Source organism: Pseudoalteromonas sp. M8 (genome assembly GCF_018141365.1).
Lineage (GTDB): Bacteria > Pseudomonadota > Gammaproteobacteria > Enterobacterales > Alteromonadaceae > Pseudoalteromonas.
The window spans coordinates 3,297,936-3,320,221 of sequence record NZ_CP047240.1; the positions used below are offsets into that span (position 1 = coordinate 3,297,936).

General features: G+C 43.3%; 16 protein-coding genes and 1 pseudogene. 9 read left to right on the forward strand and 8 right to left on the reverse strand.

The window, feature by feature from the left end:
• Nucleotides 1–94 precede the first annotated feature (94 nt).
• The 4 genes and pseudogenes from thrC to GSF13_RS19715 form a co-directional block, all read right to left on the reverse strand.
• Nucleotides 95–1,377 (reverse strand): annotated as a pseudogene (gene thrC / locus GSF13_RS19700) (threonine synthase).
• Nucleotides 1,377–2,315, reverse strand: a complete 939-nt coding sequence (gene thrB, locus GSF13_RS19705; protein ID WP_211866789.1) for a homoserine kinase — start codon at nucleotides 2,313–2,315, stop codon at nucleotides 1,377–1,379. Before thrB ends, thrC begins: the two are co-directional and overlap by 1 nt.
• Nucleotides 2,316–2,320: 5 nt before the next feature.
• Complete coding sequence (thrA, locus tag GSF13_RS19710) at nucleotides 2,321–4,735, reverse strand: bifunctional aspartate kinase/homoserine dehydrogenase I (RefSeq protein WP_211869050.1); 2,415 nt, start codon at nucleotides 4,733–4,735, stop codon at nucleotides 2,321–2,323.
• A gap of 240 nt (nucleotides 4,736–4,975) precedes the next feature.
• Nucleotides 4,976–5,341, reverse strand: a complete 366-nt coding sequence (locus GSF13_RS19715) for a response regulator (RefSeq protein WP_102057351.1) — start codon at nucleotides 5,339–5,341, stop codon at nucleotides 4,976–4,978.
• 198 nt (nucleotides 5,342–5,539) lie between these two features.
• Between GSF13_RS19715 and GSF13_RS19720 the strand changes: the two genes are divergently transcribed.
• The 3 genes from GSF13_RS19720 to GSF13_RS19730 all read left to right on the forward strand — a co-directional run bounded on the left by GSF13_RS19720 (nucleotide 5,540) and on the right by GSF13_RS19730 (nucleotide 9,613).
• The gene (locus GSF13_RS19720; protein WP_010606127.1) at nucleotides 5,540–7,300 is read left to right on the forward strand and encodes a HAMP domain-containing sensor histidine kinase; all 1,761 of its coding nucleotides are present in this window, start codon (nucleotides 5,540–5,542) and stop codon (nucleotides 7,298–7,300) included.
• Nucleotides 7,301–7,457: 157 nt separating this feature from the next.
• Complete coding sequence (rdgC, locus tag GSF13_RS19725) at nucleotides 7,458–8,372, forward strand: recombination-associated protein RdgC (RefSeq protein WP_010606126.1); 915 nt, start codon at nucleotides 7,458–7,460, stop codon at nucleotides 8,370–8,372.
• Between the two features lie 368 nt (nucleotides 8,373–8,740).
• A complete protein-coding gene (locus tag GSF13_RS19730; protein WP_249122713.1) occupies nucleotides 8,741–9,613 on the forward strand; it encodes an EamA family transporter in 873 nt (290 codons plus the stop codon).
• A gap of 76 nt (nucleotides 9,614–9,689) precedes the next feature.
• On the opposite strand, the gene GSF13_RS19735 is transcribed toward GSF13_RS19730, so the two are convergent.
• Complete coding sequence (locus GSF13_RS19735) at nucleotides 9,690–10,529, reverse strand: HDOD domain-containing protein (protein ID WP_010606124.1); 840 nt, start codon at nucleotides 10,527–10,529, stop codon at nucleotides 9,690–9,692.
• 393 nt (nucleotides 10,530–10,922) lie between these two features.
• Between GSF13_RS19735 and GSF13_RS19740 the strand changes: the two genes are divergently transcribed.
• The gene (locus GSF13_RS19740) at nucleotides 10,923–12,623 is read left to right on the forward strand and encodes a Zn-dependent hydrolase (protein ID WP_211866793.1); all 1,701 of its coding nucleotides are present in this window, start codon (nucleotides 10,923–10,925) and stop codon (nucleotides 12,621–12,623) included.
• Between the two features lie 63 nt (nucleotides 12,624–12,686).
• Here the strand turns inward: GSF13_RS19740 and GSF13_RS19745 are convergent, their stop codons facing one another.
• The 3 genes from GSF13_RS19745 to GSF13_RS19755 form a co-directional block, all read right to left on the reverse strand.
• Entirely contained in the window at nucleotides 12,687–12,851 is a 165-nt protein-coding gene (locus tag GSF13_RS19745) for a hypothetical protein (RefSeq protein WP_211866795.1), read from the reverse strand.
• A gap of 253 nt (nucleotides 12,852–13,104) precedes the next feature.
• On the reverse strand, nucleotides 13,105–13,386 hold the full coding sequence (locus tag GSF13_RS19750; RefSeq protein WP_211866797.1) for a hypothetical protein: 282 nt from the start codon (nucleotides 13,384–13,386) through the stop codon (nucleotides 13,105–13,107).
• A 136-nt stretch (nucleotides 13,387–13,522) separates the two neighbouring features.
• Entirely contained in the window at nucleotides 13,523–13,915 is a 393-nt protein-coding gene (locus tag GSF13_RS19755) for an HIT domain-containing protein (protein ID WP_010606120.1), read from the reverse strand.
• A 112-nt stretch (nucleotides 13,916–14,027) separates the two neighbouring features.
• Between GSF13_RS19755 and GSF13_RS19760 the strand changes: the two genes are divergently transcribed.
• The 5 genes from GSF13_RS19760 (at nucleotide 14,028) to GSF13_RS19780 (ending at nucleotide 22,279) form a co-directional block, all read left to right on the forward strand.
• Nucleotides 14,028–16,259, forward strand: a complete 2,232-nt coding sequence (locus GSF13_RS19760) for a S9 family peptidase (RefSeq protein ID WP_211866799.1) — start codon at nucleotides 14,028–14,030, stop codon at nucleotides 16,257–16,259.
• A gap of 377 nt (nucleotides 16,260–16,636) precedes the next feature.
• On the forward strand, nucleotides 16,637–18,277 hold the full coding sequence (locus GSF13_RS19765) for a methyl-accepting chemotaxis protein (RefSeq protein WP_206472246.1): 1,641 nt from the start codon (nucleotides 16,637–16,639) through the stop codon (nucleotides 18,275–18,277).
• Nucleotides 18,278–18,424: 147 nt separating this feature from the next.
• Nucleotides 18,425–19,471, forward strand: a complete 1,047-nt coding sequence (gene gshB, locus GSF13_RS19770; RefSeq protein ID WP_010606117.1) for a glutathione synthase — start codon at nucleotides 18,425–18,427, stop codon at nucleotides 19,469–19,471.
• The gene (locus GSF13_RS19775) at nucleotides 19,455–21,434 is read left to right on the forward strand and encodes a flavohemoglobin expression-modulating QEGLA motif protein (RefSeq protein ID WP_174169853.1); all 1,980 of its coding nucleotides are present in this window, start codon (nucleotides 19,455–19,457) and stop codon (nucleotides 21,432–21,434) included. Before gshB ends, GSF13_RS19775 begins: the two co-directional genes overlap by 17 nt.
• A gap of 59 nt (nucleotides 21,435–21,493) precedes the next feature.
• Nucleotides 21,494–22,279 (forward strand): hypothetical protein, encoded by a 786-nt coding sequence (locus GSF13_RS19780; protein WP_102057359.1) that lies wholly within the window; start codon nucleotides 21,494–21,496, stop codon nucleotides 22,277–22,279.
• Nucleotides 22,280–22,286 lie beyond the last annotated feature (7 nt).

A 22,286-nucleotide genomic window follows, 5' to 3' on the forward strand; every position in this document is an offset into this window, starting at 1 on the left:
TAAGACAACCTAAGTTGCATTTGAAAAGCTAATATAGTCTTGAAATTGACCTTATCTGAGTGGCCGTTCTACCCACTCAGATAGGCACTCTGATTTAGTTGAGTTTTGCTAACATTGCTGCCTTCAAAGCATCATAATCTGCACTAAGCGGCTCTGCCAAACATGGTTTTTGCAATGCATCGGCCAACGGTTTCGGCATATCAAGCTGCTGATTTAAAACACCTTCTACAGATTCCTTAAACTTCGCAGGATGCGCAGTGGCAAGGAAAATTCCAGTTTCATCCGCTTGAGAGTCCAACGCTAATCCCTCGTAGGCTATCGCTGTGTGCGGCTCAGCCAAGTAACCTTTATCATGTAATTCTTGCATTACTGTCTGAGTTCGCGCTTCCGTCACCGAACGTGAATAAAAGTCATGTTTGTTAAAATCCCCTCTTTCTAGCATGATTTCAACACGAGGCCAGTTATTAGGTTTACTCACGTCCATCGCATTAGAGAGTGACTCCAAAGTGTCGTTTGGTTGCCACTCACCCGAGGCTATGTAACGGGGCACAGTATCATTTTGGTTTGTCGTGGCACTTAACTTGGCAATAGGCAGTCCAATCGCGGCCGCAATCATCGCCGCACAGACATTACCGAAGTTACCACTTGGCACTGAAACATGCACTTTATCACGCTGAGATTTAGGTAATTGTGCTAGCGCTTCAAAGTAATAACACACTTGCGCCACTAAACGGCTGATGTTGATGGAGTTTGCCGAATTAAGACCAAGCTTTTGCTTTACTTCGTCATCAAGGAATGCAGACTTCACCATCGCTTGGCAGTCATCAAAGCTGCCATCTACAGCATAACAATGAATGTTTTTCCCAAGTGTTGTAAACAGCTTTTGTTGGGCAAGCGAAATTTTGCCATGAGGATAAAGGATCACAACATCGACATTTTCTTTTTCGTAAAATGCATGGGCAACGGCGGCGCCCGTGTCACCACTTGTTGCGGTGAGGATAGTCACGCGCTCACCTTGATTAAACATGCTAATGCATTCCGCCATAAAGCGGCCGCCAAAGTCTTTAAACGCCAATGTTGGCCCATGAAAAAGCTCTAAACAATGCTGATTTTTAGCAACTTCGACTAATTTAGCAGGGAAATTAAAGGCGCGTTTTACCATCGCATCGAGGGTATCTTGTGGTAGTTCATCACCAATAAGGTGATGTAATACCTTGGCACTACGCTCAGCAAAAGGTAATTCAAGTAATGCATCAACATCCGCAATACACTCAAATGTAGGAGGGAAAAATACCCTTGGTTACGACCTAAACCAATTTTTACCGCTTCAACGAATGAGACTATCTGCTGTTCGTCTTTTAAATTCACTAATTTCATTACTTTTGATCCTTTAATTCTCTTGTGCCTAGCGTATCTAATCGGCAAATATGGCTAAAACCCGCTTCATTAACGTAATTTTGTTGCAACCATTGCTGCACGGCATTTGCCTGTTGCTCAGACTTACAAATACTAAATAGTGTGGGCCCTGCCCCTGAAATACTCACCAGCTCGGCACCTAAAGCTGGTAGCGCGTCTTTTGCTTCACTAAAGCCAGCAATGAGTGGCGCTCTCGCTTCCTCGGCAATGCTGTCTTTCATCATCGACAGTGCTTTGTCAAATTGACCTGACTGCATCAATAAACAAAAGCCCGACAGTCGCTGGGCAAACTCCACCGTATCATGCAAAGAAAACTGCTGTGGTAGTGCTTGCCTTGCTTTCGCTGTATTCAAGGCAAAGCCAGGATATGCAATAACATAAAACCAGCTTTCATCATGCGCAACGCTGATTGCTTTACTTGGAATGCAGTCTGCTGTCAGTTGTAGCCCACCAAGGTAGCAGGGCGTGATGTTGTCGTAGTGACGACCACCACTGACCTTAGCTTCAAAGTCGGCCATTAATTCAATAAGCGCCTCTTGGCTTAATTGCGTATTGGCAAAATCATTGAGTGCAGCAAAAGCGGCAACCACAGAGCAAGCGCTAGAGCCTAGACCTGAACCAACAGGAAGGCCTTTATACAAGGTCATGGCAACCGCCGGCATGTTGGGTGCCACATGCTGTTTGAAGTGCTGTAAACACTGAAACGCTAAATTGTCTTTAGGATCAGCGGAGAGCTTTTCAGCATATGGACCAATACAGTTGAACGTATCACGCTCTGCGGCTTCAACGCTGACCTGATCACCCAGTAAACTGCCATCAATAGGCTGGAGTGCGGCGCCAAGGGCATCAAAGCCAACACAAAAATTCCCCATTGACGCTGGTGCATAAAATGTTTTCATAGCTCCTACCTCGACAGCGTTTTTAGGATATCAGCAAATACGCCTGCAGAGGTTACCTCTGCGCCCGCGCCATAACCTCTGATCACAAAAGGCTTTGGTTGATAATATTGGCTCAAAATAGCCAGTGCGTTTTCACCGTCACGAATATCGTACAAAGCGTGCTCTTTATCTACCGCTTCAATGCCAACGCGGCATTTACCGTCAACAATTGAACCGACATAGCGTAGCACTTGGCCTTGTGCTTTGGCCGCCGCAATACGCGCTGCGAAAGCATCATCTAATTGCGGTAATTGCGCCATAAATTCATCAACACTGGCGCCCTCAGCAAACCCTTCAGGTAATACTGATTCAACTTCAATATCACTGAGTTCCAACGGCAGTCCCGATTCACGGGCAATGATAAGCAGCTTACGTGCGACATCCGTACCAGATAAGTCATCGCGCGGATCTGGCTCTGTAAAACCGCTTTGTTTGGCTTTCTCTGTCGCTTCCGATAGCGATAAACCATCCGACAATACGCCAAAAATATACGATAGCGAGCCAGACAAAATACCACTGAATGAAAGCAATTCATCTCCTGCGCCAAACAGCAATTTAAGGTTGTCTAATACAGGGAGTCCGGCGCCAACGTTGGTTTCGTATAGAAAGTGACGGCGTTTAGCTAGTGCAGCCTGCTGCAGTGACTGATAATACTCATAGCTGCCAGTATTGGCTTTTTTATTAGCCGCAACGACATGAAAGCCCGCGTTAAGAAAGTCTAAATAGCCATCGGCAACAAACTGAGCCGCACTACAATCGACAATCACAGGGTTAATTAAATGATTTTGTCTAACAAACTGGCTAACCTGTTGTAAATCAAAGCCCGACTCCGCTTTCTCAAGCGCCAATTCCCAGTTATCAAACGGAACGCCTTCAGGGTCTAAGTAACACTTACTTGAGTTTGCAATGCCATAGAGGTTCAAACGGATATTGCGTTTTTCAAGCCATGCTTGCTGCTTATGAAACTGCTTCATTAATTCTTGACCCACTAGACCGCAGCCAATCAAGAATACATCGATGGATGGCACGTGCGTGAAGAAGTTTTCGTGGCACACTTTTACTGCATCTTGGCAAAGTTCACCATCAACCACCGCCGAAATAGAACTCTCCGTTGAGTCCTGCGCGATGGCAACAATATTCACCTGAGCCTGTGCAAGTGACGCAAAGAATTTGGCCGCAAGACCTTTGTGCGCTTTCATGTTGTCGCCAACCAAAGTAACGATAGCAAGGTTACGTTGCACTTCAATTGGGTCGATTAATCCTGCTTGCGTTTCAAGCTCAAATGCCTGTTCAAGCGCAACCAGCGCAAGTGTTAAGTCTTGCTCATGGACACAGAAACTGATGCTGAATTCACAAGAAGATTGCGTAATAAGTACGATGGATACGTTATCTGCTGCCAGTGCAGAAAAGACCCGAGCAGCCATGCCAACCTTGCCTTTCATTCCAGGTCCTGCCACGGTCAACATAGCCAGTTTATCAAGACTCGAAAGCGCTTTCACTGGAGCTTCGCCACCGCCTTGAGCACAAATCAGTGAACCCGGCACTTCTGGGTCATGCGTATTTTTAATTTCACAAGGCACATCTGCTTTGGCGCAAGGTAAAATGGTTTTTGGATGAAGCACTTTGGCGCCAAAATAAGATAGCTCCATGGCTTCTTTATAAGATAGCACGTCGACCTTAGTCGCTTTCTTTATCAGACGAGGATCTGCACTGTAGACGCCATCAACGTCAGTCCAGATTTGACAGATTTCAGCTTCAAGACACGCAGCTGCGACAGCTGCAGAGTAGTCAGAACCGTTGCGACCAAGCGTTGTCAGCTCGCCCGCTTCATTGCTTCCCGTAAATCCTGCCATGATATAAAAACGCGACGCTTGGGCACGCACTAACTCTGCAAAACATACTTTACTTAGCTTAAGGTCAACTTCAGCATCGAGATACCCGCCCTGCGTTTTTACACAAGCGTCAGCACTAAGCGCGACTGAATCTGATTGCAGCATGGTGTCCATCAGCGCAACGCTAATGCGTTCGCCAAAACTAATGACATAGGCTCTTGCTTGATCTGGGCAATGTCCCAGTAACTTGGCCCCATCTAATTTATCCTTAAGTAATTCAAAGTCAGGCCAGCCTACAACACCACCGTACACCGCTTGTACTTCATCGTATAAGCCTTGGCTGCGGGAAGTAAATGACTGCCACAGGGAGTCAAACGCTTCTCCTCGTCCAGCCAAATCAGCAAGCTCAACGAGCTGATCTGTCATGCCACCGGGAGCCGACAGCACGATAAGCGCTTGTTGTTGGCCGTGGTCTTTAACTAGCTCGCTGACTCTTTGTAAACAGGCAAAATCTCTGAGGGAAGACCCTCCAAACTTTAGTACTCGCATCATTTTTCCTCATTCCAAAAACAAAAAAGGCCTGTGTTCTTAGTGAACACAGGCCTTTTTCAAACTCGCACTGACCTATGCCACTATCCCGTTAGGATGGTGGTTGTAATAATGGTCGTAGTGATAATATTCGTTTTCATAATTTTAGAGTGCCTGAAGTTTAGCCGCGCTGTCAATACGAAAGAGCAAAATAGATTATGCAAATTTTTAATAGTGACATTTGTAATTTGCATAGATAAGTTATCGGATACCAAACTGGTGCAGTAATCCTAATAACTGCTCTGCTTTAACCGGTTTTTCTAAAAACCCTAACGCCCCCAAATTTGCTACTCTTTCTTTCATCTTGGTCTGAACATCTGCCGAAATAACCACCACGAAACATTCAATTCGGTGTGCTTTTATTGCCTCTAACACAGCAATCCCATCAAGTATTGGCATGGTTAAATCCAGGCACAATAAATCTATTTGCTGGGTTTTCAGTAAATCAATCGCCTGCTGGCCATTCTGTGCTTGGTGCAAGGTCAGGTCTAATTTGCTTTGTAAGTTTTTAATGACTTGTTTACGGGCGACAGCCGAATCATCGCAAACTAAGACGGAATAACTCATAAAGTGGTCAGTCTTGTACTATCGTTAATAAAACGGTCACTGGATATCGCTATCTTATAACACATTAAACTTTCCTAGGTAAGGCGCTAAAAAGCATAATTAATGAAGATAATTATTTATTTTTAACCATTTATTGGCTAACTTTAAAAACAGATTATACAAAGGCGATGAACTTACCGTAGGAGCTCAGCTTAATTCATGCTGCAAAAAAGCCTCTCAAAAAAATTGCTCACCAATGTGCTGTCGGTTTACTTCCTTCTAACCTTTGTCGTCACATGTGGTCAAATCGTTGCCGAATACGTCAATACTAAAGACTATATTCGCAATGAACTTACTATGCTGCAAAAAACCTTTAGCCGCAGTTTGACCCGTGCCATATGGGAACTCAATACGAAGCAGACCGTTACTACGGCTGAGGGGCTACTTGCGATCCCCATGATCGAAGGAATTATTGTACGAGATGACAGCGGCGAAATTATTTCACAGCTTGGCCGCTCACTAGATATTCACGAGCTGTATAGCCAACAGCTTGTTCAAGAAGAAGCAATAATCGAAGATACGCCATCCGGTTTGTTTGGTTATACGTTTCCGTTGATTTTTGAATTCTCGGGACGCGCAACGCAAGTCGGCGACGTAACATTATTTTCTAGCCGAGAGGTGGTCTTTAGTCGCATCATGATCTCTATCTACTTTTTGATAGGTAATGCGATGATCAAGACAACATTCTTGATTATTCTATTTTTAATTGCCTTCAGAAAGCTACTTACCGAACCATTAAGCGATCTCACCGAACAAATTGAAGACTTTGAGGTCGACAACGTTGATGGCCATAAAATAGATATCGGCGCAAAAGAGCGTAATGAACTAAAGATCATGGAAGAGGCATTCAATAAGCTAATTGATAAGGTCTCTGAATATCGTAAAAAGCTCGATCAAACTCAAAAAGAGCTTTTGATCAGCAATGAAAAACTTGATCAACATAACATTCAGCTGGAACAAGAAGTCGCACGTAAGACCTCAAACCTGAGCCAAGCGATGATGGATCTTCAGCAACAAAAATATGAATTAGAAAAGCAGAAGTTAACGCTCACAGAAGAGATTGATTTAAGAAAACAAACAGAAGAAGAACTATTAACGAAACAAAAAGAACTTGAGAAATACGTAGATGAGCTGAACATGGCACAAGAGCGCTTAGTCGGCTCTGAAAAAATGGCGGCACTTGGTGGTCTCGTTGCCGGTATTACGCACGATATTAATACCCCCGTTGGTATTGGCGTGACTGCGACGTCGTTCTTACAGGAGCGTTTAGATCAGCTTGAGGCGGCTTACAACGGAAAAACCTTATCACCAAAAGCGTTAGAAGAATTCATTAGCGAAGCAAAGCAAAGTGCTAGCCTACTTACAACCAATTTAGACCGCGCATCTGAGCTTGTCGCAAGCTTTAAACAAATTGCAGTCGATCAGGCCAGTGAGGCGGTTCGTACCATTAACCTGAAGCAATACCTTGGTGAAGTGATCCGCTCATTACATCCAAAATTGAAGAAAACTCATCATCAAGTGAATATTGAGTGCCCTGAAGACATGACGCTAAATTTACCGGCTGGGGCAATTAGCCAAATATTCACTAATCTGATCATGAACTCTTTGATCCACGGTTTTGAAAATCAAGACCAAGGACAAATAGATATTAAGATTAAAGAAGACAATGGTATGGTAAATATCGTCTACAAAGACAACGGCAAGGGCGTAAGTAAAGCCCAACTAGACCGGTTGTTTGACCCCTTCTTTACGACCAAACGCGATCAAGGTGGCAGTGGGCTCGGTACCCATATTACCTTAAACCTCGTAAAACAAACCTTGAATGGGGATATCGAAGTAAATAGTGAAGAAGGCAAAGGCCTCACCTACTACATCAGTTTCCCAAAAGACTTACAAAAACCAATGGCGATGTTTAGCTAACCAAGTTTAGAGCACAACAACCATCCAATACGCCATACTGCAAAGTGGCGTATTGGCGCAAGATATCTCCCCCACCACCAAACATCATCTAGTGGAATACAAGCTGTGACCTTTTTGCTATGATGACCGCAATTTTATTCCAGACGGGCATATTTCTATGTGGTTCAGTAACTTAATCTGCTACAAATTCAAACAAGATGTAACTTACGCACAAGAAGATTTCGAAAAAGCACTCGAGCAGGATATTTTTCGTCCTTGTGGTAGCCAAGACATGACCACTTTTGGCTGGACAAAAGCCTTCGGTAAACATGGTCAGATGCTTTCACATTTTTCTCAAGACAGTATCTTAGTTTGTGCTAAGCGTGAAGAAAAGGTGCTTCCTGCAGCCGTAGTCAATGAAATGGTCGCCGAAAAAATTGAGCAAATAGAGCAACAAGAAAATCGTCCAGTAAAGAAAAAAGAAAAAGACGATATCAAGGAAAATATCCTAGCCACTTTATTGCCTCAAGCGTTCAAAAAATCGAGCCTGCAATTTGCTTTTATCGACCAAAAATCAGGTTGGGTGATTGTAAATAGTGCCAGCTTCAATAAAGCGGAAGAACTACTTGCATTACTGCGTAAGTCTCTGGGCACGCTTCCTGTTGTACCTGCGTTTGCAAACTATGATTTAGACTTACAGCTAACACACTGGCTCACCGAGTTTAGTGCACCTGAAGGCTTTGCAATAGGCACCGACGCAGAGTTGCAAGAGCCAGACGACAACGGCGCTCAAGTCAAGTTAAAACAACATGACCTTTCATCAGACGAAATCAAAACGCACCTAGAAAACGGTAAACGTGTGACTAAACTCGCGTTAGATTGGCGTGAGCGCGTGAAATTCGTTTTACAAAACGATGGCACATTAAAACGTTTAAGCTATGCAGAAGCACTTAAAGACCAAAATGCAGATATCCCAAAAGAAGATCTAGCCGTTAAACTTGATGCTGACTTTATTTTGGTATCGGAAGAAATCAAAGAGTTGTTAGAAGATCTAACCAAAGGTCTTGGTGACGACGAAGGCCTAGAGTCTTAATTTTACCATCTATAGTCTGTTGAGCTTTGGGTACGAAAAATTGATAGCGGATATAGCTATCAATTTTTCTTTATCCAGCTCAATACGCTATCTTCACAAGGTCACTTTGCGCCAATAGCAAGCAGATTGCACGCACTCAAGTACGAGCGTATAGTTACTGACTCGCGAGTTTATTTGCACTAACCAACGTATTTGTCGCGCTTTATTTACTCTTCAATGGCATGATAGCAATTCGGCTTTGGCAGTAACGCTTTGCTAACCTGAATTTCAGGCATCGAAGACAGTTTACGCCAGTAGTCCGATACCCGAAAACGGTAACTCGTACAATTAAACGGAGTTTGACGCGCGTGAATGTAAAAAGCATTTCATTGGCTTTAATAGTAGTGATAATTTGGGGGCTTAACTTTTCGGTCATTAAATTTGGCCTAGCAGAGTTACCTCCTATTTTATTCTCAGGCTTGCGTTTTTTGGTAGTCGCGATCCCAGCAGTATTCTTCATTCCTTTTCCTAACACGTCGGTATGGAACGTACTCGGGGTTGGGCTATTTTTAGGTGTGCTTAAGTTTAGCTTGCTGTTTATTGCGATGGAATCAAATGCATCAGCTGGCATTGCTTCTTTGCTGCTACAAGCCCAAGTCATTTTCACGATTTTGCTAAGTGTTTTGTTGTTAAAGGAAACCATGAATCGCTTTCAAGTGGTAGGGATTAGCATTGCAACGTTTGGCTTTAGTTTGTTTTTTATCAACTCCTCTGGGTCAACGACAATGTTGGGCGCGGTACTCATTCTATTCGCGGCATTATTTTGGTCGTTTTCAAACCTCATTATGAAGCGCTTGCAAGACGTGAATTTACTCCATTTTATTGTTTGGGTAAGCCTAGTGCCGCCGTTGCCACTTTTTACACTGTCTTATTTTATTGAAACTGACGCCCCATTGACCTTACTACTAAACACTACAACACAGTCTTGGTTATCCATTGCCTATGTGGGTTATATCTCGACACTGATTGCATTCGCAATATGGGGTTGGCTACTTAAAAATCACAAGGCCGCAGCAGTGACGCCTTTTGCTTTATTAATCCCTATTGTCGGCATTGTAGGTTCAGCCTTATTACTTAATGAGCGATTGATGCTAATTGAAGCCATCGGGGGTAGTTTTATTTTATGTGGCTTAACGATTTCAGTTACAGGTGCTCGGATAAGTAAAATATTTAGAAAGCCCCAGGCCGAGGCTATCCCCTAAACGGTAAAGACCTCAACAGAGGTCTTTATATTCACGGCAAACGAAGGCGCTGAAACTGCGCATTAAGTTACAAGGATTAGGCAAACATTGTTTTAACGTCTTCGAGTACATGCAAATAAGTGTCATCAGCAAACATATTCACCTCTCTTATTACCCCCTTTTCTTCATATTGCTTTAGCGCTGCAGACTTATCCGACACCTGCAAAATACCTTCTACAATCGCACCAACACGAATAAAGTCGACATAACAAACATGTTCAGGTCGATAATTAGGATTTGCCCAGCTTTCTGCAACTTCAACAAACTCATCGGTGAATTCCCACTCTCGCATTATTGCCCCCCCAATTTTGCCGCCTAATTTCTGGATTGCATGAGCCAAAAAGCTTGGATTGGCAAACACTTCAGGGTGACGTTCGGCCTCCGTCAAAATCGGTAAAACACCGATATTAAACACCAAAGAAGCCAGCGTGATTGTATCTTTGTTAAGCGACGTGTGCTTATTGACGCGAAGATAAAAATCCATCGTTGTTATCGCTTGGCAAGCAACTTTTAGCGTTTTCTGCCAAGCTTTGTCCATGTAAGTCTTGATAAGCTTGTTATTAGAAACAAATAGCTGCTCCATCGCCATTGCAGTCGCTATATTCTTGATTTGTCTGAGACCGATACGAGTTACTGCTTGGTTTAAGGTGTTTACCTTCACCGAACGGCCCATAAATGCGCTGTTGGCAACTTTGATCATACGTGCTGCAAGGGCTGGGTCGTGAGAAATAACATCTGCCATCTGCATCAAGTTAATTTCAGGGTCATCTGCCGCTTGCCTAACCCGCACTGCGATTTCAGGTAATGTCGGCAATACCAAGGTGTCGTTATTGATTCTGTCAGTTAGAATCGTGAGCAAAGCATTTTCTGTAGACATGAAACCAAATCCCTTAATAACTGAATAAAAGACCCGACTACAAGCGTAAGCTTATGGCAAAAGTAAGCACTTGCTTGCTGGAGGTCACACTGCTGATTTTTAGTATCTATGACGTAAGTATTGTCTAACTTTCGGATAAAGTTAAGAAAATCTAAAAAAATAATATTTTATTTATATACCCTCAATAATTAGCAAGTTAGAATTCATAGCATATGGTGCTTTGTGGCAAACTTTGCCGCAAAAATACTGAAAATGACCCATAGCTGGACACAAATGATGACCTTTCACGTTAACAGCAGCTTGCGTATCACACGCCAACCTAAGTTAACTAAGTATTGTGATACAAAATCGTGTAAGGTGATCGCCACATAATTAAGACAACAAGGGAGCATTATGAAACACTCAATGATTTCGGTTGCAATCGCACTTGCAACAGGCCTCACCCTAACTGGCTGCTCTGAGCCATCAACCTCTTCTGAGAAACCTAGTGCACAAACTGAGCAAGCACAAGTTGATACTAAACAATCAGGCTATAAGCTAGTTAATGCATCTCAAGACCGGCTAGATATTTATACCCCAGTAACACTCGAAACAGACTTGAGTCACTTAAACGATAACCAGAAAAAGATGCTAGCTTTACTCATCGATGCTTCGGTTATTATGGATGATTTATTTTGGCAGCAAGCGTTCGGCGAAGACAAAGCAACATTCCTAAGCAAAATCTCAGACGAAAAAGTACGCCAATTCGCGGACATTAACTATGGGCCTTGGGATCGTTTAAATGGCGACCAAGTTTTTCTTTCTGGCTTTGAAGAAAAAGCACTGGGTGCAGAATTTTACCCAAGCGACATTACCAAAGACGAGCTAAATAACGCCGAAGTAAAAGATAAAACAGGATTGTATTCTGTTATCCGCCGCGATGAAAACGGCAAGCTATACAGCACTTCTTACTCATCCGCGTATAAAGCTGAATTGGATAAAGCCGCAGAGCTTTTACGCCAAGCAAGTAAACTGGCACAAGACAAAGAGTTTGCAAACTACTTAAACTTGCGTGCAGATGCGTTAGTCAATAATAGCTACCAAGCGTCTGATTTTGCTTGGATGGACATGAAGAATAACCCGATTGATGTGGTGATCGGCCCAATTGAAACCTATGAAGACCAGCTATTTGGCTATCGCGCCGCTTTTGAGTCTTACGTTCTGGTTAAAGACTTAGCGTGGAGTGAGCGTCTCGCTAAATTTGCCGCCTTCTTACCTGAGCTACAAACCGGCTTGCCTGTTGATGATAAATACAAGCAAGAAGTACCAGGCTCTGATGCCGACCTAAACGCATATGACGTCATTTATTATGCAGGCCATTCAAACGCGGGTAGTAAAACCATTGCGATTAACCTGCCAAATGACGAAGAAGTGCAACTCCAAAAAGGTACACGTCGCCTACAGCTTAAAAACGCCATGCGCGCAAAATTCGATAAGATCTTAGTACCAATTGCTGACCAACTTATCGTCCCTGAGCAACGTAAGCACATCACCTTTGATGCTTTCTTTGCTAATACCATGTTCCATGAGGTGGCCCATGGTCTAGGCATTAAAAATACCATTACAGGTAAAGGCACCGTGCGCCAATCACTGCAAGAACACGCCAGTGCGCTTGAAGAAGGTAAAGCCGATATCCTAGGTCTATACATGGTCGAGCAATTGCTTAAAAAAGGCGAGATCACCGAAGGTACGCTTGAGGATTACTACATCACCTTTATGGCTGGTATCTTCCGCTCAGTACGTTTTGGCGCATCCAGTGCACATGGTAAAGCGAACATGATCCGCTTTAACTTCTTTAAAGAAGAAGGCGCATTTTCTAAGAACACGGATGGTCTATATCAAGTGAATATGGAAAAGATGGGCGCAGCGATGGAGAAACTGTCTAACCTTATCCTAACGCTACAAGGTGACGGCGACTATCAAAAAGTAGATCAACTGATCGCCACACACGGCGATATCAAAGCGGAACTGCAAAAAGATCTAGATAAGCTTTCCAAAGCGAACATTCCTGTTGATGTTACCTTTAAGCAAGGTAAGCAGGTGCTAGGACTGTAACTTCAGTATCATCAAAAACAAAAGGCGCTTCATATGAAACGCCTTTTAATCCAATATTCACGCTTAAGCTTTTTCTTTACAGGTAAAGCTTGTCGTTGATACCGATTTAACATTACCCTTGCCACACTCTACAACAGCCATCTCAGCATGTTTTTCTACTAATTGAACATTGTTAGAAGAGGTACAGCCGATTAGAGTCAAAGGTAATACAAGCAAAACAAGTTTCATATTTTCATCCTTTAAATTACCCAAAAAAGGTAACCCGTCTTATCAAAAAATTCTCGCCAAACAAAACTCATTATAATTTAAACTTGAAAACACCATCTAATTACGAAACAACAGTATCAACATCTTACTTTTACTTTGCCTCTCATAAAAGAGTCATCAAACTATAAAAAAATAAGCTAATTCAGATACTAACAAACGAATATTCCTGTTGATGTTACCTTTAAGCAAGATAACAGTTGCTCGGTAATTAACCCTAGATACAATAATCTTTGATTTCTCTTTGGTGTTTTTTGATGGCTTTTGTGGCTTTGTCAGATTTAGCAATCGCTAAATTTACTTTCGCATCAGCGCATTTGTCTTGTAGCTCTTTGCGCATTAAATAGTTTTGATCTTGCTGTTGCTGCGCCAACCCTTCCACACCACTATATTCAGTTCTGGACTCTGGTTCACGATCTTTTTGATAAGGCTCTGGCACAGTCGCCTTACAGGCGGATAATAATGATACTGCCAAAATAACAACTAAACTTTTATTCATATCGCGTACTCCTTGATTTAAAACGGCAAAAGTCAATTTCAGTTATAACAGTTCCAGATATAAACACAAAACACGTAGAACTTAAAAGTTTGTAAAGCGCTTGATGTGTTTACAGTCTCATTGCCTTTTTGAGGATTTAAGCAAAACTCGCCTTTAGCTGCTCAATTTCCTCATCACTGTAGGGTTTTGCTGGATAGAGCCCCCAAACCGGTTTTGGCCATGCAATATCGGTTTTAAATCGTGCGATGTGGTGCACATGTAGTTGTGGCACCATATTACCAAGCGCAGCCACGTTTAATTTATCTGGGGTAAAGGTGTCTTGTAACAGCTGACTAAGTTTGGCCGATTCTTGCCAAAATTGAACTTGCTGCGACTCAGGTAAATCAATAATTTCTTTCGCGCCCACAACCCTAGGGACTAAGATAAACCAAGGGTACTGAACATCATTCATTAACAACACGCTACACAGCGGCCACTCGGTAATTAAGATACAGTCTCGTTGTAATTCTTTAGCTAATTCAAATGACATAGTGAAATTCTATAAATCCTATTTACACGGCACTCTATCCGAATTTGTTGCTATTGCAAAGCGGCTTCATTACCATCCAATCAGACTTTAAAAATATAACAAGGTGGCTACCGTGCACTCTCGCATTAAACACTACACCATCGCTCTTCCATTAGCACTTGCCTCTGTCACCGCTAGCGCAGAGCAACTAACGCTAGAGCGACTTTTTGACGATCCGTCTCTTTCAGGTAAAGCACCTGTAAAACTGCAATTTTCTCCTGACGGTTCTCGTGTTACTTATCTTCAAGGTAAAAAAGAAGACTATAACCGTTACGACCTTTGGGAATACAATCTCAAAGACAATACAAACCGCTTGTTGGTAGATTCTGCGGCACTATTTTCTGGCCCAGAGAACCTCTCAGATGAAGAAAAAGCACGTCGTGAGCGTCAACGTATTTTTGGCCGTGGTATTTTAGAATACAAATGGTCAAAAGATGGCAAAGCGCTACTTTTCCCACTCAATGGCGACTTGTACTACTATGAAATCACTTCTGGTAAGAGTAAGAAACTAACGGAAACTGAAGCATTCGAAACCGACGCTCGCTTCTCGCCAAAAGGCAATTTTGTTTCTTTTATTCGTGAGCAAAACCTCTATGCCATTAATCTTAAATCGGGTAAAGAAACGCAATTAACTAAAGACGGCGGTGGCGTAATTAAAAACGGCATGGCTGAGTTCGTTGCTCAAGAAGAAATGAGCCGTATGACAGGCTATTGGTGGTCGGGTGATGAGCAACAAATTGCTTTTACTCGCATTGATGAAAGCCCAGTTCAGGAAGCCATTCGTAACGAAATCTATGCCGAAGAGGTCAAGCTATTCAATCAACGTTATCCATACACCGGGACTGCTAACGTTGAGATTGAATTAGGTGTTGTAAAGATCAATGACCAAAAGGTGGATTGGATTGATTTAGGCGAAGATAAAGATATCTATATTGCCCGTGCAAATTGGTTAAAAGACAATAAAACATTGTCATATCAGTGGCAAAATCGCTCACAGCAAAAACTGGAACTGCGCTTTTACGATACTAAAAGCAAAAAGCAGCAAGTCGCCCTAACCGAAACCAGTGATACTTGGATTAACCTACACTTTGACCTTGAATTCTTAAAGGACAAAAAGCATTTCGTTTGGGCATCTGAGCGCGATGGCTTTAAACACCTTTACCTGTACAGAACCAATGGTCAACTTGTGCGCCAAATCACTAAAGGCGATTGGATTGTTGAGAGCCTTCAGGGAATTGATGAGAAAAAAGGCATCGTATACTTCTCCGGCCGCAAAGACACGCCGCTTGAAAGCCACCTATACAGCGTACCACTTTTTAAAGATGGCGATACAAAACGTATTACCGAAAAAGGCAGCTATCATAGTGTCGTACTGGCAAAAGATAACCGTACCTTTATCGATAAAAGCTCTTCTGTAAACCGTCCACCAGCGGTTGCGCTACGCAAAGTGAATGGTGACTTTGTGACCTGGCTTGAAGAAAATGCGCTGAATAACGAACATCCGTTAACGCCTTATTTGAGCAATCTAGCTACGCCAGAATATGGCACACTTAAAGCGGAAGATGGTCAAACTATGTATTACCGCTTATTTAAGCCAGCAAAGCTTGAAAACGGTAAGAAATATCCTGTTATTGTGAACGTGTATGGCGGACCTCATGCACAACGCGTGACCAACAGCTGGCGTAGTAAAAACTTGTACTTCCAATATCTTGCCCAGCAGGGTTATGTGATTTTCCAATTAGATAACCGAGGTTCTTACAACCGTGGTAAAAAGTTTGAAGATCCAATCTACAAGCACTTAGGTGTAGTGGAAGTGGCTGACCAAATTAAAGGCGTTGAGTTCTTACGTACACTAGAGTACGTCGACCCTGAGCGTATCGGTATTTATGGTCACAGCTATGGTGGTTATATGGCGCTGATGACAATGTTTAAAGCAGGCGACTACTTTAAAGCTGGTGTCTCTGGTGCGCCAGTAACAGATTGGGCTCTATATGACACCCATTACACTGAGCGTTACTTGGGTCACCCAGATACAAATGCTAAGGGCTATGAGCAAAGCGCGGTGTTCCCTTATGCTGATGGACTAAAAGGCCCGCTGATGATCTATCACGGTATGGCGGACGATAACGTGCTATTTACCCATGCAACGAAACTATTTAAGCAGTTGCAGGACGAGGTTAAGCCATTTGAAATGATGACTTACCCTGGATCGAAGCACAGTTTACGTGGCAAAAAAGTACAAACCCACTTGCATCAAACCATTACTGACTTCTTTAATCGTCATTTTGAGGTTGAAGCTAAGTAAACACTTAATAGCGCCTAGCTTCCTATGAGCTGGGCGCTTCTTCTTTTCTCTCCATTTAGTTCTAATCCATTGGTCTAATTGTTTATTCTTCAAGACTAAGAAAAACTGAAATTATTGTTCTATCTCAAGTTATATATCAATTGCATTAAGTAAATGAGCTATTTGAAGCGGAGAAATAGCTTTAGTAGCAAGGCAAAAATTTTGCTATTTAGTTGTTCTAAATGAGAAATTTTTAACTAAGCTAATATGGTATTTCACCCTTCAAATTGGTTGGAGAATTAACGCAATTGGTATTACTACTAAGATTAACTAGTATGAATTGATGAGGCGTTCGCGCTTGCTACTTTCAATAATAAAAACGACATAAGGATTGCGTTATGTCCAAACAGTTTTTTCGAAATCTCACCATTTTCCAGCGCCTCGCGTTACTGATCATTGTCGTTATTATCGGCGTTATCCTTCAAAGCGCAGTAAGCTTATCGCAACAGTATGATGCTCTCGAAAAGCAGCAATATCATAAAACTCAAAACCTTGTTGAAAATGCCTATAGTTTAGTGGCTTACTTTCATCAACAATATGTATCAGGGAAACTCCCAGAAGCGCAAGCGAAATCCGCAGCTCTTGATGCCGTTGCCGCTTTACGATACGAAGGTAACAATTACTTCTGGATCAACGACTACCATCCCAAAATGGTGATGCACCCATTTAAAAGCGAGCTCAACGGCAAAGATCTCAGCCAATCAAAAGATCCCACCGGCAAGCGCTTATTCGTTGAAATGGTACAAGTGGCAGAAAAAAGTGGTGCGGGGTTTGTTCCCTACCTTTGGCCAAAGCCCGGTAAAGAAGCTCCTGTCGAAAAAATATCTTACATCAAAGCGTTTACACCTTGGGGTTGGATCATCGGCTCCGGTGTGTACCTCGACACTATCGAAGCTGAGTTTGCCTATATTCGAAATTTGCTATTAATTGAGATGGCTGTACTCATCGTGCTGCTATTCCCGTTTAGCGCAGTCATTAGTAAGAGCATAATCACCCCCATTCAACAAGCCAAAGACATGATGAAAGATATCGCTCAAGGCGAAGGCGATTTGACTCGACAACTCGACGAAAGCGGTAAAGATGAGATAACCGCGCTTGCCAAATACTTTAACTTGTATACTGAGAAGATGCGTCATTCCATCGCGACAGTGGCCCATAACGCTAAAGAAGTTGAAACACTGGCTAATCAGGTAAAAGCGGCTGGCGAAGAAAACTTGGCATTTATTGAGTCGCAAAATGACAATAGCCGCCAAGTCGCCACGGCTGCCGAACAAATGACCATGCAAGTTCGCGAGATCAGTAGCAATGCAGATACTGCAGAACATTCCGCCGCAGACGCACGCAATTACAGTGAAAAAGGCAAACAAACGATTTCTCAAACCATTGCCGCCATTAAAAAGCTGTCGGAGCAAATTCAATCTGTGAGCGTGACAACGACAAGCCTTGCACAAGAGAGTCAGCATATAGGATCGGTGCTCGATGTTATTCGAGGTATTGCGGAGCAAACCAATTTACTTGCACTAAACGCGGCAATAGAAGCCGCTCGAGCAGGTGAACAAGGACGAGGCTTTGCCGTAGTTGCAGATGAAGTTCGCACCCTTGCAAGTCGTACAGGTCAAAGCACAGATGAAATCCACAACATGATCGAGCGACTGCAAAAAGAAGCGCAGCAGGCCGTAGCAGCAGTTAAAGTTAGCCAACAAATCTCGGAGCAAACGGTTGAGCAGGTACAGCTTGCCGATAACGCATTAACCGAAATTGAGCACCTAATTGACGCTATCTCGGATATGAGTACCCACATCGCCAAAGCCACCGACGAGCAAAGTCTTGCAGCACAAGAAGTTAATGAGCGAATAGCTCAGCTTTCTGACTCCACCCATCACTCTTTGGATACCACGCATTCGCTCAACAACACCAGTGAGCAACTAACACGAGCAAGTCACGAATTGAGTGACATAGTTAACCGCTTTAGAGTATGATATCCACCCTGCAGAGCACCTGTCAGTGCTCTGCTTCTTGCCCAATAGATGATTGATATTCCTTATCTTGTCGATAAAAATAATCCGTGAGCGTCTAAGCTATTTTACCGCTATATTGCCAATTTATTTGCTGAGCAAAAATAGCCCGTGAAAATCTGTTTTATTATGTACCCTTGGGAGCGTGTAGAAGCTGAAAACGACAGCACGCTAAGACTTATCCACGAAGCCGTATCGCGCGGTCACGTCGTTGCCATCACCACCGTAAACAACCTCACTATTCGCGAAAGTGTCGCCAGTGCCTTCTGTGATGTATTTGTTGCGGGCCAAAAAGTATCTGATAACTTAGTGAGCTTTTACAACAAAGCTGAGTTTAAAAAAGTACAGCTTCCTTTGGCAGGTTTTGACGCAATATTTATGCGCGCCAACCCACCGCTTGATACCTTAGCGATGAACTTTTTAGACTCTGTTCGTGATGATACTTTCATCATCAACGACATCGATGGCCTGCGTATCGCAAATAACAAGCTATACACGGCATCTTTCCAAGGCATCGCGAGAGAATTTATTCCAAATACGCATGTATCTAAAAACAAAGAGTATTTAGAGCGTATATTCTCTGAATCAGAGCAAGAGAAAATGATCTTAAAGCCGCTTGATGGCTTTGGCGGTCGCGGTGTTATCGTCGTTGAAAAACGCGCGAAACAAAGCTTTAGCTCACTCCTTGAGTTTTATATTGGTGGCGACGAGGCTGGTAAAGGCAGCAACTACGTCATTTTACAAGACTATGTTGAAGGTGCCGACGAGGGTGATGTTCGTATTCTAATGCTTAACGGCGAACCGATTGGCGCCATGAAACGTGTGCCTGCAGCAAATGAAGTACGTGCCAACGTACATGCCGGTGGCAAAGTGGTGAAACACAAACTCACTAACCAAGAAAAAGCGCTATGTAAGCACATCGGTCCTAAGCTTGTGCGTGATGGTTTGTATTTTGTTGGCATTGACGTGATAGGCGGCAAGCTTATCGAAGTTAACGTACTCTCGCCTGGCGGGATAACCCGTATTAACCGTTTAAACCGCTGTAAGCTGCAAGTGCAAGTTATCGATTTTGTAGAGAGTGTGGTGCACGCCAAAGAGCTAGTAACGCATCGCAAAAACCAATTCCGTCAAGTAATAGAAGATGCTCATGCTATCTGAACAAGCCATCATTGCCGCGCTTGAAGCCGGCAAACCCATCAGTGGACAATTTGCTGAAGGTGCTTTTCACCTCGAAGTGAGGGAATACGTGCCTTATGTCGCCACTGCTGTACACGCAGGCCACCGCACCCGTGCTAGCCTAAAAGGCTTGTTCGCCATTAGCGATGCTGAGCGTTTACAAGAGGAAGATCCGTTTACCGACGGCATGATTGAATCATTACCCATCACGCTTATCGCGCGTGACTCACGTTACGAATACGATCTTAACCGTGCGCCAGAGCTTGCGATATACAAAGAAGCATGGGGTAAACAAGTGTGGAGCCAAGCGCTACCAAATGCAGACATAGATGTTAGCTTGTCTAAGCATGCAGCCTATTACCGTGTGCTCAGTGCGCTGTTAACCACGCTTGAGCGCAAGTTTGGTGCCTGCTTGCTATTTGATGTGCACAGCTATAATTATCAAATTCGTAGCTACCCTTATGCACCAACCTTTAATATTGGCACTGCACAACTTGATACCTTGCGTTTTCGCGCCGTATTAGATGAGCTGAAAAAACAGCTAGGACTGAAAAAACTGGCAGGCCAGCTGGTGGATTGTGCTGAAAATACCGTCTTTCAGGGCCATGGTTATCAAGCGCAATATATTACCAGCCACTTTGATAACACCTTAGTGGTACCGCTTGAAGTAAAAAAAGTCTTTATGGACGAAAACAGCGGCGAATTATTCCCTGTGGTGTTTGAAAAACTACAGCGCAACATGCATGTTGCTTTGAGTAAAACGGCAAAAACATTTGCTAAAAATCACTGCTATAAGCCACTTCGCAAAGCAAAATCAACGTCGCAGCTTGACCCTGCGCTGATTAACGTGGACTCTGCGCTGTACCGCATAGCCAGAAACCTTGAAACGCTGCATTATGTTAACCCAAGCAATATCGCCCAAGAGAAACGTCGCTTTTTCTCGAAACGTCATTATCAGCCTGCGTTTAAATATCGCCCGCTGAAAATTGACCCGTATGAGTTTAAAGAGCAACTCTATCGCTTGCCCGTTGGAAAAATCCAAGATCCGATCGTAAAAGATTTATATCGTAAAGTGATCGACAGCTACGCGACTAAAATCGAACTGATCACCCAAATTGGTCGCGAAGCCTTTTTGTATAACTCGCTACGCTATTATGGTGAGCCGGATTACAACGATATAAATAATGCGACCTTCTTGCTGCACGCGCGCGAAACAGAGACCTTGCCAAAAAAAGACATTACAGCCGAGCAAGCCTTGGTACGTTTTAATCAAGCGATTGAGGCTATGGGCTTACCTTGTAAGGTCGCTATATCAAGCAAGCTCGTTGCCAAAGCAATGGTCGACAATAGTAAGCGTCTTCTGCTTGTAAATAGCAGTGCGATGCTATCTGAGCTTGATATCAATGCCTTGATAGAGCATGAAATTGGCGTGCACTTACTCACGACTTTAAATGCTGACGCCCAGCAACTTAAAGTGCTGCACTTAGGTTTACCTGGCAATACCTATACTCAAGAGGGCCTTGCCATCTACCGCGAGTATCAATCTGGGCAAATAAATCTGACACGATTGAAAGTATTAGCGCTTAGGGTGATTGCGGTTAACATGCTACTTAAAGGCGATAAATTCTATCAAGTGTATGAGTTTTTAGCTGACTCGGGTGTATTAAACGTCAATGAAGCCTTTGCGCTGACCACTCGAATTTTCCGTGGTGGTGGCTTTACTAAAGATCATCTCTACTTAAAAGGCTTTAAAGACATAGTGCAGCTTGCCAATACCCGCAGCTTAGATAATTTATATCTCGGTAAAACGGGCATTGCGCACTTAGATGCACTGGACGCGTTAGTAGAACAAGGCATATTCACAAGGCCTAAATATCTGCCGGATACGAGCCGAGATCCCGAGCCAGATGCAATCCTAAGTTATTTAATTTCTTCAATTAAATAGGCCAAATTCGCCACTGTGGTTATACTAGTGCCATCTAGTATCTACCCAGTGGCTTTGTTTTGACACAACAGGAAATAGATTTACTCGCTTTTGAGCTGGCAAACCTTCGTCTCAATGCCGATCTCACGCTCGCACCAAAGTACAGTTATTTTTCAGATAAACCCTACCCGCTTGGTCGCTGCCTAGAAATTCGCGATGAAATGTTTAAACTCGTCACCACGGAGCTCAAGCAAAATTCAGAACGTTTATCTGTGCTCAGAAATTACATGCTTAAAGAGAATGCCGAGCTGAAAAAAGTATGGGGTTCGCTACGCGATGAGTACTTTCAAAATGCGATGTTGGTGGGAGATTGGTATATAGATACCGCAAACGATACCGTGAATGCAAACAAACCCAGAGTTGAAATCAAACCCATCGCACAATCAGGCTTTTCAGCCATCACTAATTTCGAGCAGTTTGTTAAGATTGCTCGCGCTTACTGGCAAGTGGAGGTGTTTAAAAACACCGCCTTTCCAGCCATCGCGCCTTATTTACCGTTAATTTGTGTCAACGCAAAAGGCGCTACTTGGTTAGCTGCGGCCAATGACGATATGATCAAGGTCGCTACCAACAGTGAGTTTAGGCTATCTGAGCAAATCCTCTGTCAGCTGCCAGAGCCTGACTCTGTTATCGTATCTCGCTGGCAACAGACCCTAACTGGCATCGATGCTTTAGATGACATCTTATTGCAAACAGGAAAGCCCGAGGGGTTTTGCCAACTATACAGAGCTGCCGAAAAGGCAACGGATTTAGCATTTAGGGATAGGGTCGTACGCGCCTATATGAGCTTACCCAAAGGCGCGTAGCGCGGCA

Bases quoted from the DNA above. Each gene is read 5' to 3' on its own strand.
- GSF13_RS19735 (WP_010606124.1), bottom strand. From the start codon at position 10,529: ATGTCTACAGAAAATGCTTTGCTCACGATTCTAACTGACAGAATCAAT.
- GSF13_RS19740 (WP_211866793.1), top strand. From the start codon at position 10,923: ATGAAACACTCAATGATTTCGGTTGCAATCGCACTTGCAACAGGCCTC.
- thrA (WP_211869050.1), bottom strand. From the start codon at position 4,735: ATGCGAGTACTAAAGTTTGGAGGGTCTTCCCTCAGAGATTTTGCCTGT.
- rdgC (WP_010606126.1), top strand. From the start codon at position 7,458: ATGTGGTTCAGTAACTTAATCTGCTACAAATTCAAACAAGATGTAACT.
- GSF13_RS19750 (WP_211866797.1), bottom strand. From the start codon at position 13,386: ATGAATAAAAGTTTAGTTGTTATTTTGGCAGTATCATTATTATCCGCC.
- GSF13_RS19715 (WP_102057351.1), bottom strand. From the start codon at position 5,341: ATGAGTTATTCCGTCTTAGTTTGCGATGATTCGGCTGTCGCCCGTAAA.
- GSF13_RS19720 (WP_010606127.1), top strand. From the start codon at position 5,540: ATGCTGCAAAAAAGCCTCTCAAAAAAATTGCTCACCAATGTGCTGTCG.
- thrB (WP_211866789.1), bottom strand. From the start codon at position 2,315: ATGAAAACATTTTATGCACCAGCGTCAATGGGGAATTTTTGTGTTGGC.
- GSF13_RS19775 (WP_174169853.1), top strand. From the start codon at position 19,455: ATGCTCATGCTATCTGAACAAGCCATCATTGCCGCGCTTGAAGCCGGC.
- GSF13_RS19765 (WP_206472246.1), top strand. From the start codon at position 16,637: ATGTCCAAACAGTTTTTTCGAAATCTCACCATTTTCCAGCGCCTCGCG.
- GSF13_RS19755 (WP_010606120.1), bottom strand. From the start codon at position 13,915: ATGTCATTTGAATTAGCTAAAGAATTACAACGAGACTGTATCTTAATT.
- GSF13_RS19745 (WP_211866795.1), bottom strand. From the start codon at position 12,851: ATGAAACTTGTTTTGCTTGTATTACCTTTGACTCTAATCGGCTGTACC.